This window comes from Acidobacteriota bacterium (assembly GCA_003225175.1).
Classification (GTDB): Bacteria; Acidobacteriota; Terriglobia; order Terriglobales; family Acidobacteriaceae; genus Gp1-AA112.
Genome location: QIBA01000029.1, coordinates 1 through 13,526, shown reverse-complemented (window position 1 = coordinate 13,526; position 13,526 = coordinate 1). Strand labels below are relative to the sequence as shown.

16 protein-coding genes are annotated in these 13,526 nt (G+C 52.8%); 10 read left to right on the top strand and 6 right to left on the bottom strand.

Annotated features, from left to right (window positions below; translation table 11 throughout):
- Positions 1-27: 27 nt before the first annotated feature.
- Positions 28-828, bottom strand: coding sequence for a hypothetical protein (locus tag DMG62_01850; GenBank protein ID PYY24628.1), 801 nt, complete (start codon positions 826-828; stop codon positions 28-30).
- A gap of 776 nt (positions 829-1,604) precedes the next feature.
- Here DMG62_01850 and DMG62_01845 point away from each other — a divergent pair.
- Positions 1,605-2,336 carry a Crp/Fnr family transcriptional regulator gene (locus tag DMG62_01845; protein PYY24627.1) on the top strand — a complete coding sequence of 244 codons (732 nt, stop codon included), beginning with the start codon at positions 1,605-1,607 and terminating at the stop codon, positions 2,334-2,336.
- Here DMG62_01845 and DMG62_01840 read toward each other — a convergent pair.
- The 3 genes from DMG62_01840 to DMG62_01830 form a co-directional block, all read right to left on the bottom strand.
- The gene (locus DMG62_01840; protein PYY24626.1) at positions 2,310-2,525 is read right to left on the bottom strand and encodes a hypothetical protein; all 216 of its coding nucleotides are present in this window, start codon (positions 2,523-2,525) and stop codon (positions 2,310-2,312) included. The genes DMG62_01845 and DMG62_01840 overlap by 27 nt on opposite strands.
- 872 nt (positions 2,526-3,397) lie before the next feature.
- Positions 3,398-4,054 (bottom strand): hypothetical protein, encoded by a 657-nt coding sequence (locus DMG62_01835; GenBank protein ID PYY24625.1) that lies wholly within the window; start codon positions 4,052-4,054, stop codon positions 3,398-3,400.
- A 128-nt stretch (positions 4,055-4,182) separates the two neighbouring features.
- On the bottom strand, positions 4,183-4,914 hold the full coding sequence (locus tag DMG62_01830; protein PYY24624.1) for a Crp/Fnr family transcriptional regulator: 732 nt from the start codon (positions 4,912-4,914) through the stop codon (positions 4,183-4,185).
- A 586-nt stretch (positions 4,915-5,500) separates the two neighbouring features.
- On the opposite strand from DMG62_01830, the gene DMG62_01825 reads away from it, so the two are divergent.
- The 9 genes from DMG62_01825 to DMG62_01785 all read left to right on the top strand — a co-directional run bounded on the left by DMG62_01825 (position 5,501) and on the right by DMG62_01785 (position 11,862).
- The gene (locus DMG62_01825; protein ID PYY24623.1) at positions 5,501-5,785 is read left to right on the top strand and encodes a hypothetical protein; all 285 of its coding nucleotides are present in this window, start codon (positions 5,501-5,503) and stop codon (positions 5,783-5,785) included.
- Between the two features lie 447 nt (positions 5,786-6,232).
- Positions 6,233-6,763, top strand: a complete 531-nt coding sequence (locus tag DMG62_01820) for a hypothetical protein (GenBank protein PYY24622.1) — start codon at positions 6,233-6,235, stop codon at positions 6,761-6,763.
- Positions 6,764-6,884: 121 nt separating this feature from the next.
- Positions 6,885-7,094 (top strand): hypothetical protein, encoded by a 210-nt coding sequence (locus tag DMG62_01815; protein PYY24621.1) that lies wholly within the window; start codon positions 6,885-6,887, stop codon positions 7,092-7,094.
- A gap of 105 nt (positions 7,095-7,199) precedes the next feature.
- Positions 7,200-7,661 (top strand): hypothetical protein, encoded by a 462-nt coding sequence (locus tag DMG62_01810; protein PYY24620.1) that lies wholly within the window; start codon positions 7,200-7,202, stop codon positions 7,659-7,661.
- On the top strand, positions 7,654-7,908 hold the full coding sequence (locus DMG62_01805; GenBank protein ID PYY24619.1) for a hypothetical protein: 255 nt from the start codon (positions 7,654-7,656) through the stop codon (positions 7,906-7,908). Before DMG62_01810 ends, DMG62_01805 begins: the two co-directional genes overlap by 8 nt.
- A gap of 464 nt (positions 7,909-8,372) precedes the next feature.
- Positions 8,373-9,440: a hypothetical protein gene (locus tag DMG62_01800; protein PYY24618.1), complete on the top strand. Its 1,068-nt coding sequence runs from the start codon at positions 8,373-8,375 to the stop codon at positions 9,438-9,440.
- Positions 9,441-9,773: 333 nt separating this feature from the next.
- Positions 9,774-10,493, top strand: a complete 720-nt coding sequence (locus DMG62_01795) for a hypothetical protein (protein ID PYY24617.1) — start codon at positions 9,774-9,776, stop codon at positions 10,491-10,493.
- Positions 10,494-10,689: 196 nt separating this feature from the next.
- On the top strand, positions 10,690-11,190 hold the full coding sequence (locus DMG62_01790) for a molecular chaperone (protein PYY24616.1): 501 nt from the start codon (positions 10,690-10,692) through the stop codon (positions 11,188-11,190).
- 456 nt (positions 11,191-11,646) lie between these two features.
- A complete protein-coding gene (locus DMG62_01785) occupies positions 11,647-11,862 on the top strand; it encodes a hypothetical protein (GenBank protein ID PYY24615.1) in 216 nt (71 codons plus the stop codon).
- A gap of 158 nt (positions 11,863-12,020) precedes the next feature.
- Here DMG62_01785 and DMG62_01780 read toward each other — a convergent pair whose 3' ends face one another.
- Positions 12,021-12,224, bottom strand: coding sequence for a hypothetical protein (locus DMG62_01780; GenBank protein ID PYY24614.1), 204 nt, complete (start codon positions 12,222-12,224; stop codon positions 12,021-12,023).
- Entirely contained in the window at positions 12,221-12,463 is a 243-nt protein-coding gene (locus DMG62_01775; protein ID PYY24613.1) for a hypothetical protein, read from the bottom strand. The genes DMG62_01780 and DMG62_01775 overlap by 4 nt, the downstream gene beginning before the upstream one ends.
- Positions 12,464-13,526 lie beyond the last annotated feature (1,063 nt).

The following is a 13,526-nucleotide window of genomic DNA, read 5'->3' as shown; positions in this document are numbered from 1 at the left end:
GCGGCACCTTCCCCTGGCACGCCGCGATCACCGTGCAGCCTGCAACCGCAAGTCTCGTTCAAGTTTGAAATTCAAGACAGTTTCCGCAGGTACCTGCACGTTCTTTCCCTTCGTCAAGACCTGTCCTCCGGCTCCTGCCGCTGCACCCACGCCTGCTCCGATTAGGGCTCCCTTTCCATGACCGACGAGAACGCCGATAAGTGTTCCTAGCGCGGCTCCGCCTCCAACCATCTCTGCGGTTCTGCGGTTTGCCCCGAGCCGCTGGTTGCCATTTCTGGTCACGTCGTTTGTGGCGACCAGATAACGAGTTCCTGAGACAGTCAAGGAATCCATGTCCAATACCAACTCCGATGCGTGCGTCGTGCTGCCCGGCGCTGAGCTTTCAATCACAAGTTCTGCATCGGAGCCGTTCGGGATAATCACTGCTCCGGAACTGTCGAGGACATCCGCGTATAGGTTTGCTGAGAACTTTTGACCAACACTTGCCGTCTTTGAATCGATGGGCTCAGTCGTCCGGACGTCAACTTCTGTGCCGGCGGGAATCGTTCGGTAGACGCTGGAGTTGCCGTGTCGATGGTTGTTAGTGGTTGGCAAGCGCCTCTGAAGTGAGGGGCTGGTGTTCGGGCTATATTCCACCGTCTGCACTTTCCCAATCCCGAAATGACGGGCCTTTCCGCCCTGATCACGGAAACTGACTCCGCTGCGGGATGAGGCGGTGACAACAGCGTTCGGATAACGAGTGCCGTCACGCAAAGTGACGGTATCCCCAAAAACTGGAGTAAGCGACACTCCTACGACGACGAGCAGCAATGCTTCGAGCTTTTTCATTGAGAGTCTCCATTTCATGAATATCGATGAAGGGCCTGGTCATATGAAGCCGTTTTCGCCTGGATGCGGGATTCCTTGCGGCTTCAGATATTGACCATCGACTTAACCGTACAGCGGTGGCCAACATGGACGTTCTTTACCTTGTCGTTGTAATAGCTATTCCCGTTATAGGCTTGCTGGTACCGGCGCTGATAGGATTGGCGGTACATGGCTTTGTATTAATTCCTGTCGCCATAGCTGTACCTTAGCAACGCGCTCCTGTAATTGTTCGTCTGTCCAGCGCGAGACCGCCGGCCCGAAGTGGTAAGGGCTACCGCCGAGGCACCGAGCGCCAAGGCCAATGTCCAGAGCAACTGCCTGCGATGAGTTTGCAAAGTATTTCTCCTGTGCGCGCTGGGATCACAGCAGCTTTCGTGACGAGAGCGACACTTATTCGTTTTTAGACCTCGGCATACGACTTTGCTGAGCTGTTCGATACAGTCACACAATGGCGCGACTCGCTTTGATGTGGGCTGATAAAAATGAAACGGAGCTGGCAAACTGAATCAGCATCTTAAGCAGCAAGCTGGGAAGGCATTCTAGTGCGGGGATCCTGCGGAAGAGAACAATTTAGGAGGCTGTGCAATTTAGAACAGAAAACGGTTGTTGTTTCTGCTCGAATTGCCTCGCACTGTGCGTCTCGTAGTCCTTCCTCGTTTTCACGCTGATTTAGGGATATGCCTTTGGAAGCAGCCGGCGCACTCGGACAGTCGAAATTTCGCTGAGGGAAATTAATTATGGCGCAACGCGCATCGAAATCGAGGTCTTCGGCCTCGGCTACACGCATTGAAGAACTCAGCAATCGCGACGTCGGGCGAGCCCCTCGCAAGCCTCTCACTTTTCATCCGGATTTGCTTCTCGCGAAGGTGGGAACTGGAAAAACTACTCATCACTATCGCGACAAGCACGCGATATTCTCTCAGGGAGATCGGGCTGACGCAGTGTTCTACATTGAGACAGGAAAAGTGAAGCTCACGGTAGTTTCCAAGCGTGGTAAGGAAGCCGTGATCGCAATCCTGCAACATGGTGACTTCTTTGGCGAGGGATGTCTGGCAGCTCAGCCGCTACGCATTTCTTCGGCTGTTGCCGTGCAAAATCTGAGTACGACGCGAATTGCAAAAGAAACTATGGTGGAGTTGTTGCACAAGGAAACCGACTTCGCGGAGATGTTTATCGCCTACCTGCTCTCCCGCAACATCCGCATTGAAGAGGATCTTGTTGATCAACTGTTCAATTCCAGCGAAAAAAGACTGGCCCGCCTGCTCCTATTGCTCGCCCATTACGGGAAAGAGTCGAGACCTGAAACCGTGATTCCCAACATGAGCCAGGAGACCCTGGCCGAGATGATTGGTACAACTCGTTCGCGCGTGAGCTACTTCATGAATAAATTCAGGAAGCTCGGTTTTATTGAGTACAACGGCAGCTTGCACGTGAATAGCGCGCTACTCACCGTGGTTCTTCGCGACTAGCGCCCATGTTGTGCCATGACGCGATACTCTCTTGCTTTTCAGCTCCTGAGCGCCACATTCGACTAGTTCGGCCTGGCGGCGCTGAAGAAGACGCTTCGCCTCGTGCCGGGCGGCTTCGATCCGCAGCGCCTCAGTTCTGACCACCCGAGCCATTTCATCCAGTAGAGTTGATTTCTTCACAGTGTCCACAAGGTATTACGTTGCCCCGCTCGTGTATGAGCAATTTCGCACATCCATTAGTTTCTAAGAAAAAGGAATCTTGGAAACTTGGCCCGTATTTTTGACACTCTTCCACTATCTCACCTAAAGCATATGGTCCCAACAAGCAGAGGCGTGCTTAGAATACCGCACCACACATGTCTGCCTGAGCTGTTCTGTACAGTTGCGGGTCTGAGTGCGGAGTGTAATCAAAATGAATACATAGATACACAACTGAGTGCGACTCCCGAGCGAATTCCATCGGAAAACGAGAATCGCCGAAGCGCGCGACATGTCAGCAGCAGAAGCTCTTCAGCACGAGATCGAGCACCTGGTAGACGTCTGCGAGCAACTCGACTTACTGGCCGATAAGCACCCGTTAGTATGAGAATCGCTGCTCGGCATCGCCGGAAGTCTCCGCGAGAGTATCAGATTGCTGGGTGTATTACTGATAAGCAAAATGTCAGACTGAGACTCGAGAAATCAGCGTGGGAATTGGCTATCTTAAATCCAGTTTCCAAAGAGGAAGCGCAACGCTATCCTCCGTCGCAAGGCGTTTATAGTCCACGTGACGGACGTGTGTCACGTAGAACTTTTAGAAGCAATGCAGCTCATGCTGGTCTCATTCATTTTTGGAAGCGCCGCATTGTTCGTGTTCTTGCAGATAACAATGTCTCGCTAGAAGTTCCGTCACCCCGGAACGAGTCCGCCCATCCTTGCAGGTAATGGAAGCAAGTCAGGGCTTGTTCGGATCTTCTTCGTAGTACTTGGTCTCGGGCTTCAAGCTCCTCCGCGATACTCTCGCATAAGTCCGCAACCGGTCTTCGATGGAATCATGATTCCGCCTGGCTGAAGGCACAAGACTAGCCTGTTGCGCTTCCCGTGATGCGAACCACGCCTAAGTCCTTTTTCTTCGGAGAAGCCACGGAAAGCGAAAAGTCGATGATGTATCTCACTTCACTAAGGCAGAAGATGCATGGCGTTTCCATCACTGTCGCGGTGACTTCTGAGGACACGTTCAGGGGAAATGACCTTAGACACTCCGTACACGTCAACACGATGTAAGGTATTCCTCTCGAGTCTTTGCCGTTTCGGGGAACCCACACCGGAGCGGATTGCCTGGTATGGGCAACGGCCCGCGAAGCAGAAGTGCGAAACAGGTCGGCGACCAGACTCAAAAGAGAGCGCGGGTTGTTGGTGCCTTTGGCGTAAAAAGCGTCTGCAATCACTCCGCCTGGGATCGCATCGGCAGCGTCATAAGCTCCACTCATGGCAATAACCAACACCTTTGGAAAGCGACGGCGGATCACCGACAGAAACTCGAAGCCGGACATCTGCGGCATGTTAAGGTCCGAAATAACCAGCTCAGGTACTCTGCTCTTCATCTGCAGGAGAGCATCGAAACCATGCTCTGCGGTCGAGATTTCATATCCTTTGGCAGCCAACAACATTGCCACTGTCGCGCGATTATTTTGATCGTCATCAACTATGAGGATTGGATTTGTTGGAGTGTTGGGCATTGGGGGATTCTCCTCACCGCAAATTACTCAGGCAGTGCGGCAAAAAGAGTCTCCCATTTGCCGATTTCAAAATCTGTTTAATTTTGGACAACTCACAAGAGTTCATCTTTGCAAACGCGCTACTCTGGCTAGTCGTGAAGAACGACATTCAAGAGGGAGCTGTGAATTCGCAGAGTGCCGTTGTACTCAATGAATCCGAGCTTGCGGAAGCGATTCATGAAAAAGCTGACTCGGGATCGGGTTGTGCCGATCATCTCGGCTAGTATCTCCTGGCTGATCTTGGGAATCACTGTCTCCGGCTTACCTTCCTTGCCGAAGTTAGCCAGCAGGAGAAGCGCCCGCGCCAGACGTTTTTCGCTGGAGTTGAAAAGCTGATCGACCAAGTCTGCCTGGATCCTGGTATTCCGCGCAAGCAGGTAAACGACAAAGATGTCAGAAAAGAAATGTTCCTCGTGGATCACGCGCATCATTTCCTTCCGCTCGATTCGCAGCACCGTGCATGCTGTCATCGCGGTGGCCGATGCCATACGCGTCGATCGAACGCCGGCTATGCAGTCTTCCCCAACGAAGTCACCCGGACCAAAGAGTGAGATGGTCGCTTCTTTGCCCTCGCGCGAAACCACCGAGAGCTTGGCTCTTCCCTTCTGGATATAAAAGACCGCTTCGCCTAGCTCGCCTTGGGAAAAGATTTTCTTGTTCTTCGGGACTTCAACGATTTCCCTGCCGATGCCCGCCTGGGACAGAAACACCTCAGGTTGAAATTGCTGCAGTTTCCTGGGAACTTCAACGATCGCCCGGCCGATGCCCGCTTGGGAGAGAAAAACCTCGGGCCGAACCTGCTGCAGTCTCGGTGATTTCATACCGGCTTACTCTTTTCTGCGCATGCCGCTACAAACGGACAGCAGGGGGTCTTTGGGAAACGACAGGCATCGCCGCGCATGCGATCTGCGAGTCCCGGCTTCGGACTCATGCTTTGCGCAAAAACCGTCGGTATTTGCCCATATTTGTTGCGAGAATCATGCCTCGAAGCAGGACCGAGAACGCGGGTCAAGCCTTTGCTTTCAGCTTGCTTGTTTTTGTCGCTACGTCTTGGCTGTTTTTCTTTTTGTCTTTGTGATTGCCTCTGTGATTGTGATTTCCAGCCATTACCTGCTCCGGAAGGATCTTCTTAAGGTCTTCCAGACTCAGGGTCTGAAACCGTGTCTTTGGATCGGTCATTTTTTGCTAGCCTCAGTCTCGAAGCTAACAGCGATTCTTCCGTACGGGGAGAGTCTTTAATTCGGCGAGACGGTTCGGCGATGCCTGTAAGTGCTTCATTTATATGGGGCTTAACTTGAGCGATACGCTGGGGAGGCCGCCGTCAGGTTTGCGAAAGACGTTGCAGGGTACGTTTACGTCTTGTTATGATTCGCTAGGTTAGCGGCAGGTTTACGGCTAGGGATCTCCATGAAGACCAAGAACACGGGGAAATCAGGGCGCCATTTCGCGACGATGGCTCAAGTGGACGTGCCCCAGGGACGCAACGGCAAGCACAAATCGATTGTGACGGCGATTATCGCGGACCTTGACCGGCTGGAAAACGGTGCCGCGCTCAAGATCGAGCTGGCAGAACTGGGCGACTCCAAAGAGAATGTCCGTTCAGCGCTGAACCGTGCGACACGCAAACAGAAGCGAAATGTCGCGACCGCGTCCGATGGACAGTTTCTCTACGTTTGGAATGTTGCCGATTAGCCGTCCCTAGCGAAGCACGTTCAACTGTTCACCGCAATTCTCAGCCTCAGCGCACATGTGACTTGATGCCGATATTCTGCGCGTCCGTATGCTTCCCCCCATCCATTTCATAGCCTATTTGTGTTGTCATCTCCGCTATTCACAAGAACTTCCGAAACCGTTTTCAGACTAAGTCGGTGTCTTGATCTCCTAAGGCACCTGTGCGCCCGTTCCGTGCGTGTGGCAGTCACTATGGATGATCCTGCTGCCGAAATTGCAGTACGCGAGCTTCTCTTCAGCGCACGAATTAGTTGCAGGCTAGAGATTTAGAGAAGCAGATTCTCGGGTGGGGTAACTGACGCGGCATGGTTAGGAGCCTTCATCCGTGACTGCTCGGGTGAGCAGTTTTACACAGTGCCAGATCAGTCTGTGGAGTGTAATTGAGTTGAAGATAGAAATCAGGACTGAATGGCAGCATCACAGACAATCCCTCACAACCACGAACCTGATCTTAAGTATCAAGACCAATCGAAGGTGGCCATCGAGCACCTTTTGGAGTGCGCTGTCGCCCTCAACTGGAAGGACTTCACGCGCCACGCCGAGGCGACCTCGGTGCAGGTTGAATATGGCACGGCGACCAATCGCTCGTTGGAGTGTCTGAAGTTTTGGTCATCGACGAAGCGAGGTTACTGGAACCTGGTCTGCGAGCATCGGGCCGGCTCAGAAATAGCTCACCAGAATAGAACGACATTCACTAGCGGGAACTCTTCAGCCGATCTCCCTTGGATGCTCGATGCAATCATGCAACATCAAGACGCGTTCACGCCGTCTCCCTCTGAAGTCTCACGTGGTTTGATCCAGGTCGCTTGTCCGGGCCAAGCCGAATTGAAGGCAGCCAGGAAGTGCATGGCTGAAGCCATGGATCGCATCAGTCTGCCTTCCAGCTTACACGTAACTCGGGAACAAGGACCCCAAAATGCTCCTGACAACAAGCACTGACCGAATAGTTCGAGTACATCAAGACCTGGGGGACATCCTCGATGATCTCGCCTTAGTTTCGCGTCTGCCTCAGGCTCTCATAGACAGATTGAACGCGATGCGAAGAACGCTATTACGAGAAGTGAACGACTCTGTTGTCGCAGACTCGGATGGCGATCCGCGTTCCGCTGAGCCGCTGTGTGGAGACACTAAAGTTAGTGAGGCCACGGTGGTAGCACCTGTCTTGATAGATCCCGATTCGACACTCGAAGACGAGAATGCCTTGTGGCGCTGGGATGACGAGGGAGGCTTCAATTCCATTAACCGTCGCCTCCGGATGGCAGCAACATAGCGACGACAGTACGAACACTTTGATCGTCTTCGACACTGCATAGCACACAGAAAAAAATGAAGCAGACAGAAAAGACTGCCACGCAGTAAGGAAGGAGTGAGGAAGATGAACGAGTACGCAAAACAATACGTTGCACGTTTGCGAAATGGCCGAGGCGAGACCGTCACTGGCGGAGAACTGATGGAACTGCAGCAAGCAGCTCCTCTACTGTGGTCTGAGTCGCGGAAATGGTTGCAGAGCACCTGCCATGAAATCAATCGCTGTAAAAAGAGCGACACGCTCGACTTCGAGCTAGGCGGGCAGGAGGAAGCAAGAGTCCTACGAAAGCTTCCGGTGACGCGCCGCTTGCACGTCAGGTCCCGGACAATGTCCCAGAGAATTGAATATACTTGCGGTGCCGCAAAGGGTGAATACACGTGCGGCATCGGAGAGGATAGGCGCGCTGTTTTGACGGACGTTTATCACACAATGATTTCGACCAGCGCACTCAGGAAGACGCTCCTGGAAATATTGTACGCATCTCAGTGTCCCACAGTAAGAACTGCGAGCAGGCCACACGATGTCTAATCACCTTTCGTCGCCTCGCCCTGCAAGTAGTTGCCCACTCCAAACCCTTCCGGCTACTGTTTCGCACCTTGTTGAGATTCGCGCTCACGAATTGTATGAGCTGAGACGTAAGCAGGATGGTCATGCGACAGAAGACTGGCTGCAGGCAGAATCGGAGATTCTAAATCGTTTGCCACGTGCTGGCCGGGAACAATTCCGAGATTTTCCAGCGACAGCACCGTGCATGGTGTTCCATCGGGAGCGCTGACTCCCATCTCCGGCGGACTCTTTGTTCCTCCCCACCGCTAGGAACCGATAGTGACCAGCTCAGTAAAGCGTCCCGCCTCCGATCTATGAATGACACCGCCATGCCTAGCCAGAACAGATTCCAGCTCTCGCTTCAGAATTAAACATGCGAGCCGCAAAACGTAAGTCCTCTCCCAAAGAACCAATCGCAGCACGTGGGCACCATGTTGCCCGGTGACCCAGATTGGAAAGCATGAGCTTATACAGATATGAAAACCGACAGGCGCAACTGCGCAGGACAATCAATATCCACACTACCGATTGCGATCATTGCCAGGATGGAGAAGGCAACACTTCTTCTGCGGAAGGCTGCTCCAACCATCTGTGGCGTTGAGAATTCACGATGGCCCTAACGTAGAGTCCCGCTGCGCGTCCTGATCGGTCCTGCAATGGGCGGCTTGGGTAGCAATCGGGTGTAGCAAATACATGAGCTTCTTTGATAAGCGCACCGTACGAGTACTCAGCACAGTTGTGCTGTTTGCCCTGGTGGCAGGATTCATTTATGGCGCTCGACGTATTCTCATTGTCTTCTTGTTCGCGGTTCTCTTTGCCTACTTGCTGGACCTGCCGGTATCGCTGGTTCAGCGCCGGTCGAGGCTATCACGCGGATCACGATCGTTCGCCATTCTCCAAGTTTATTTGATCTTGCTGCTGATCATTTCGGGAATTGTCTTGGGTATCGGTCCCCGCGTAGCAGATGAAGGTCGAAAACTTTTGGCAGCTCTGCCCGGTCTTCTGGATCAGATGTCCTCGGGCAGGATTGTTACACAGCTTGGGGGAAAGCACGGGTGGAGCTTTGATACGCAGGCCCGCGTACAGCAGTTCTTCGCAGCACACCGTGCAGCCATCATTGCCTGGGCAAGCGACTTTGGCGGTCGTGTAACCATCCTGTTGGCGAATACCGTCTGGCTCGTCGTCATACCGATCCTGGCCATCTTCTTCTTGCGTGACGGGCGTGAGTTTGCGGATTCAGTCATTCAAATTGCGGAACGCAGCCGACAGCGCCAATTCTTGAGCAGCATCGTTGAGGATCTCAATGTAATGCTCGCCGGGTATATTCGTGCGCAGCTTGTCTTGGCTGGGTTGTCGCTCGTCGTTTATATCATCGTGCTGCTTTTGTTGCGCGTGCCCTACGCGATTATCCTCGGCATTGTAGGCGGCGCCTTGGAATTTATTCCCGTCGCCGGTCCGTTGGTTGCGGCACTGGTAATTCTTGGTGTTGCATTTCTAACCGGCTACCAACATTTGCTTCTCCTCGCACTGTTCTTGTCTCTCTGGCGGTTGGTACAGGACTACGTAAACTCGCCACGTATCATGGGCGGCAAGCTCGAGCTTCATCCCTTGGCTGCCTTGTTCGCAATTCTCGCGGGCGGAGAAATCGCCGGCGTAATCGGGGTCTATCTCTCGATTCCAATCATGGCTGCGCTACGCATTCTTTGGAAGCGCTGGCAAAAGTATTCCGAAACAGGTAATGCTTTGGGAGGTCCGGAATAGGCGTAGGCAGCTAGCAGTGATGCGCGTCTCATCGTCCCTACATTGTCCGCAACGCACACGACGTTGTTCGATGTTGGTTTGAATGGGAGAGCACTTTTAAAACAACGCTTCAGACCTAAGAATCTTGGCTAAAGTGTTCCATTGTGCACAGTTGGGCATTTTCATTGAGCGTAGATTTGGTCCTGCATTCCACGAAGACCCACCGTTGCTCGATTTTCGATCAGAACCCTGGCGCCTTCGACGATTGGAGAGGCAATTTTTCCTCCCAATAAAAGAACAAGGTGTTCTATGGCCTCCCGACGCAGACGCCAATGGCGTAGCCTCCTGCTCGCGTTGTTCACCGCCTTCGTAGTTTCAAGCGGCTCTGCGCAGATTCTGTTGCCGGAAGCACCTTCTTACTCGGCATCTGTCCCAATGTTGACCAGCAGAGACAAGTTTAATTTGTTTCTGCGGCGAGCTTCCTCCCAAGACATCCTAGTCGGAACAACTTTCGATGCGGGCTGGGCACAGCTTATGAACGATTGGCCGGGATATGGGCAGGGCATGCAGGGGTTTGGGAAACGTTGGGGCGCGCTGATCGCGAATCAAGAGGCAAGAAGCTTCTTCGGGACTTTTCTTCTGCCGTCACTGTTTCACCAGGATCCTCGATATTTCCGCTTAGGCGCGGGCCAGCCGTTTTCAGTTCGGCTTGCACATGCCTTGAGTCGTGTGGCGGTGACCCGCAAGGATGATGGGACGAACACATTCAACAGTTCATTAGTCCTGAGCACGGTCATAGTCAAGTCGCTCAGCAACGCGTACTACCCCCAACAGGAACGTGGATTCTCGCATACGATGGAGCGCGTCGAGGGATCCTTGCTCGGCAGTGCACAGGGCTATGTAATCCGTGAATTCTTGCCGGACATCATCCGCATGTGTCGGAAGCATGAGTCTAAATGGCTCAAGCGCGCGGAGCGAAAATTACTATTTTCCCGACAATTCGATCCTGAGGCTTATCCCGAACTGACTGCTGTTACCAAAAAGGAATTGGAGGAGCGAGCCAATCATGATTGACTACTCTTTTTGGCCCCGTGCGATCGATAGGTCGTCTACGAGACTTCTGTTGCCGACCGCATCTTGACAATACGAGTGCGTAAGCCTAGCTTGGTTATTGAGCAAGCTCTTACTTCTTACTCTTTCAGGTCCTCTGAACTAAGTCAGCCCATCTGAAGTTTTGCCTCTTAGATCACCCCTCCGGAGGAACTGTGTTATGACAGTCTTAGCCAATTGGGAACCTTTCCGCCAGTATTCCACCATGCAAGACCGCACGAATCGCATGAACCGCCTTTTCCGCGAGTTACTTAGCTCCGAAGCTCCGGAAGAAGCGTTGACCACCACCAGCTTCGCACCTCCAGTCGATATCTACGAGGATGAGCACAACATCACGTTGAAGATCGAAGTCGCCGGCATTGACGAAAATGACATTGATGTTCGCATCGACAACAACACCCTTACCGTGCAAGGCGAGCGCAAGATCGAGAAAGAAGAGAAAGAGGAAAACTTCCGCCGTGTGGAACGGCACTACGGAAGCTTCACCCGCTCATTCACGCTGCCCTCCTCAGTGGATCCCGCCCAGGTGAGCGCCCACTATGACAAGGGCGTGCTGAACATCAATCTCGCCAAGAAGGCTGAAGCAAAGCCCAAGCAGATCAAAGTTAACGTTGGGCGTGAGAAGGTACTCGAAGCCAAGACTCAATCTAAGGCAGCGTAATGCCTGTATCTGGTTAGATAAGAGGAAGCTCGCATCGCCTCGTCCTTCTTGCTTTTCCTCGTGCTCCTTGATCTCGTGCTTCCTGCGGGAACACCATGATCGACAACATCTTGGAATGTGCGGTCGTGCTCAACTGGAACGCGTCAACGCAGATTAACGAGGCGACGCGCTCCAAATTGAGTACCGGATTGAATCGGGCATTCTTGGAAGTATCTAATGCTTTGATCATCGACGGCCCACGAGAGCAATCAAGTTCAGCCTAGGATGTGTCATGAAGCGCCTCTGCCATAGACCTGAAGTCCAATCCTCGTGTCGAATCCGGGAGTCTATATCCTCTTCTCCGAATCCGAGGGCTAACGACTCACCGGGTCCGAGGCTTAGCATTCTCCAACCCTGTGAGCTACTTTGACCAGATTGCATACAATATGGAAGCCCATAGTCTGATGGGGTGAAGCTATGCAGGTATTTTGGGAAAAGGTCGGGATGCTTGGTCCTGTCTACCGCCTAGCAGGATCAGGTTTGACTGACAGCGAGATCGCCAACCGTCTGGACGTCACCGAAGTTCGAGTCCAGAACTGTGTAGCCTGGATGCAGTGCTTCCTGAGCTGCAAAGATCGTGACGAGTTGATCCAAGATGCTTCCTTCAGCAGCAAAATAGCAAAAATGATGTAGGCAGTCGGTCGCGCGAATTCATTCTTAAACATCCCCGTGTAGTTGCGCGTCAGCTTAATTTGGAAGAAGTGCAGCAGTGGATAAGCGGTCCGAAGGCCTCCGAACGCATGTCATAATTGGCAACAACTCTTGACATTCCATCATCACGTCCCTTGGCGTTAAGGCGGCGTGAGGAATTTTGAATGTAGCGTTCTGGCCGTCGCCTTTGTGTGTTCCAGATTGATTTCCACTTCGTGTTGAGTGGCTTCGACTTCATGCAATCGGCGAATGAGTTTCTCTGCTTTGCTGCGAAGTAACACCGCGTTTTCTTTGAGCATCGCTGCGTTGCGGCTGATGTCGGAAGCTGAAATCTCGTACTTCATTTGCTCAAGAATATCATTTGTTCGCGCGCCAATAATGCTTCTTGAGTGTTCCTCACGCTTCCAAAACGGGCTGTCAGTGCGCCGGCCTTTCGATTAAATTTCAAGCGGTTGCGTTTCTTTCGTCCGTGAAGACACGAGCTTCGTGTTCCTACATCTCCAATCCCCTCTGATTGAGCAGAAATGGACATCGAGTGAGTGGAATTGAGGCGAACTCCGGCGAGCCGAAATTTTGGTTCCATTATGGTTCCAATAAACCGCACTGTATATAGTGCAACGGGCGGAGCTAAGCCATCGCAAAGTCAACAAGATGACCGTCGCTGAGTCCAGCCCTGAAAAGGCTGGCGGCGGCGGTTCGATTCCGTCCCTGGCCACCATTTCCTTTGCGCGAGTCTTAGCCAGCGTCAGATCGCAGGGATCCATTCTCAGGTAGAGCAACGGATTCAGCCTGAAACTCGCCGAATTCACTGGTGTGCGCGGAACAGCGAATTTATCAGCGAATTTAACAGCGAATTTTTTCTAATAAAGGTGGCGAGCAACGGACACTTCCCCGCAACCGCCTGCCCGGTAAGGGATTACGGAAATTCGCGATTTTCCTCCGCCACAAAGAACAGTGAATAACAGTGAATAAGCAGTGAATTGCGAAATTCGCATCCGTTGCTCGCGCCAGCGTCGAATGATTGCGACCAGCGCTTTCCCAAGCCGCCTGAGTTCCAAAATGACATTTCTCATTGACCCGCAATCTTGACTCGTGGTAGCACCGAACTAGCTTCGGTGCTGAGGCAGGTTCGGTGCTTAGCGATGGCCGCTCCCGGGACAGAACGAAAGCCGAGCGCGGCCCGGCGCCTATTCCCTGCTCTCCTTATCCCAATCACTCGTCAGAATGCCTGCTGAGGGTGTCTAGAGAGTGTCATCCTGAGCAGCCTCCGAACATCAGGCCCGGAGGGCCGAAATACGATAGCCCAGCGTGAAATGCTGGGTTAGCAACAAGAAAAACCCGAGCTCCGGAGGAGCGGCACTCCTCGAAACCTATCTCGGAATAAGCCAGGTACCCCAACAGGGCTCAACAAACAAAATCAAAATGGGACACCATTATTCATGCTGGGCTATCTCATCCCGGCCGCCGCGCAGTATGCAGTATAGGGTAGGACCCCCAGATTTGGCTTTTCAGGTGGGACCTTCTGCATCCAGGTTTTCGGGTGGAGGCCCCCGCATACCGGGGTCCCCAGCAAACGTCGTTTGTTTGCTGGGGTGGATTCATGCGGGGGAACAACGCTTCAGCGTTGCAAAGAGGCGATCGCATAA